The sequence below is a fragment of the Endozoicomonas sp. ONNA2 genome (assembly GCF_024606365.1).
In the GTDB taxonomy this organism is placed as follows: domain Bacteria; phylum Pseudomonadota; class Gammaproteobacteria; order Pseudomonadales; family Endozoicomonadaceae; genus Endozoicomonas.
In genome coordinates, this window is the sequence record NZ_JAHHPO010000955.1 from 1 (window position 1) to 1,813 (window position 1,813).

At 47.1% G+C, this 1,813-nt stretch carries 2 protein-coding genes; one reads left to right on the plus strand and one right to left on the minus strand.

All coding sequences use genetic code 11. From position 1 onward, the window contains the following. Positions 1-927: hypothetical protein (locus KDK14_RS16920; protein WP_257266356.1), on the plus strand; the 927-nt coding region annotated here is incomplete at its 5' end. A gap of 688 nt (positions 928-1,615) precedes the next feature. Here the strand turns inward: KDK14_RS16920 and KDK14_RS21835 are convergent. Next, positions 1,616-1,789 carry a hypothetical protein gene (locus KDK14_RS21835; protein ID WP_373691104.1) on the minus strand — a complete coding sequence of 58 codons (174 nt, stop codon included), beginning with the start codon at positions 1,787-1,789 and terminating at the stop codon, positions 1,616-1,618. Positions 1,790-1,813 lie beyond the last annotated feature (24 nt).

The window sequence follows — 1,813 nt, forward strand, 5'->3', positions numbered from 1 at the left end:
GGCACGACCGGCTTCCGAAGGTTTCAACGTCTTCTGAAGTTACGGATTCAGGAATCAGAAAAAGATCGTGAAATGGAGCGTTACCTACTCCATGAGTCCCCGGCTGGTGCAAACGCATATCCAACGCAGCCAATCGCTGCACGCAGTGTAAGCTACCCAACCAGTATATCGCCAATCCAAAAACTGATGAGGTTGGATGAAAATAATGATCTGTCAAAAGCCTTGAACTCACTGGTAATTAGATTTAACAATGAAATATCAGACTTTCAGGAAAATTACAGTAGTGAAGATGAAACTACTTTTGAAAAGGCTCATGGTCTGACCAGAATACCCCGCTTCCTGAACGATGAAAACTATGTTGAGAATCCACTCAAGGAGAGCATGAAGCAGGAGAGCATGAAGCTGGAGTTCCACGAACAGTACATCGTGACTGGAGGTTCATCTCTTCTGAATGAAGTGAACCTGAAAGGTTTTGGTCTTCAGATGAATATCTCTGATTTCCCCAGTTGGTTCCTGGCCATCAAACGATTGAGTGAGAATACTCTACTGTGTTGTAAAACTGATACAGCCAATAATCCTGATAATAATGCACTCGTAATGTTTCTTGACAAACTGCTCAATATAGAATTGTCTGTCGACTACTGGGACATACAAGATATAATCCGTATAAAAGACGAGCTGAAGCGTGGAGAAACGTACTGTGGTTTTGATGCCAACACTGTAGACCGCTTCATTTCCTACATTCTCACCGAAACCTGGGATGTAAAAGTTTTCCGGGATACTCTGGATTCATTACTTACATTGTATGAATTCAAACCCTTCCCTCACCCTCCCTTAGAGATTACAGAAAAACTTAACGACAAAATTAATACCAGTGCCATGCGTTTAAGTATTTATACCCATTTTCGGAAAAAGGCCGGACCATAGCAGCTAATTAGTCAGATAAATGGTGTCGGATATTTCTGGCTAAGTGGACATTTGCCATGCAATGTTCTACGTAGCCAAGAGGCTGGCCCAAATAACGCCCATCCAGGCGACCCCGTAGCGAGGATGGCAGAAAATTGAGGATAAAAATTTCGTTTTGTGAGGTTAATACCCTGAAGAGCACAATTAGTTAGTGGTCCTATTTACCGAACAAAACGGAGTTTTTTAGACCAATTTGCGGTCACCGCACGACTGCAAGAGCCATGGCAACGCAGGAGCAGTTGCCGCCCAGGGCAATCTATTCTCGGACAGCCTCTTGCCCCGGGTCACGCAGACAGGGGCGCCTGGCCCCATACTCCCCAAGTCTCACACGAACCTTGCAGGCGGGGGACCGCCCCACCTTACATCCCGTCTGCGCGACCCGGTCTGCGCGGCGGTAGGTCTACAAGAGTGTGGTGATCGATAGCAAAGAATCAAAACTCAAGCGAAGGGCCGCCCCGTGGAGCGCTCTGTGCGGGGCGGCCATCCGCCTGCGCGGCCCGGCGCTTCTGTCTTATATCACCGCCTGCGCGGCCCGGCCCGATTAGACATCATCCCGAAATAACTTCCACATTTCTTAAGGCGTTGCCCGCTTCGCAAATAGCTGGAACTACTTGTGTTTTTCCGGGAAGCGGGAGCTGTAAGGAATTGTCTAAAAATAACTTTTCCATTTCACAAACCAATCCTGAAAGATTGGGCAGCTTTTGAAATCCTCCTTGAAAAGATAAGACGACGGGATGTTACTGCCGCCTCCATCGCACATTATCAGTACTTCATTCTCATCTGGATAATCTCTCTGGCCGTGATCCTGCCACCAGAGAACCAAACACTCACAAGCAAATTCAGACGT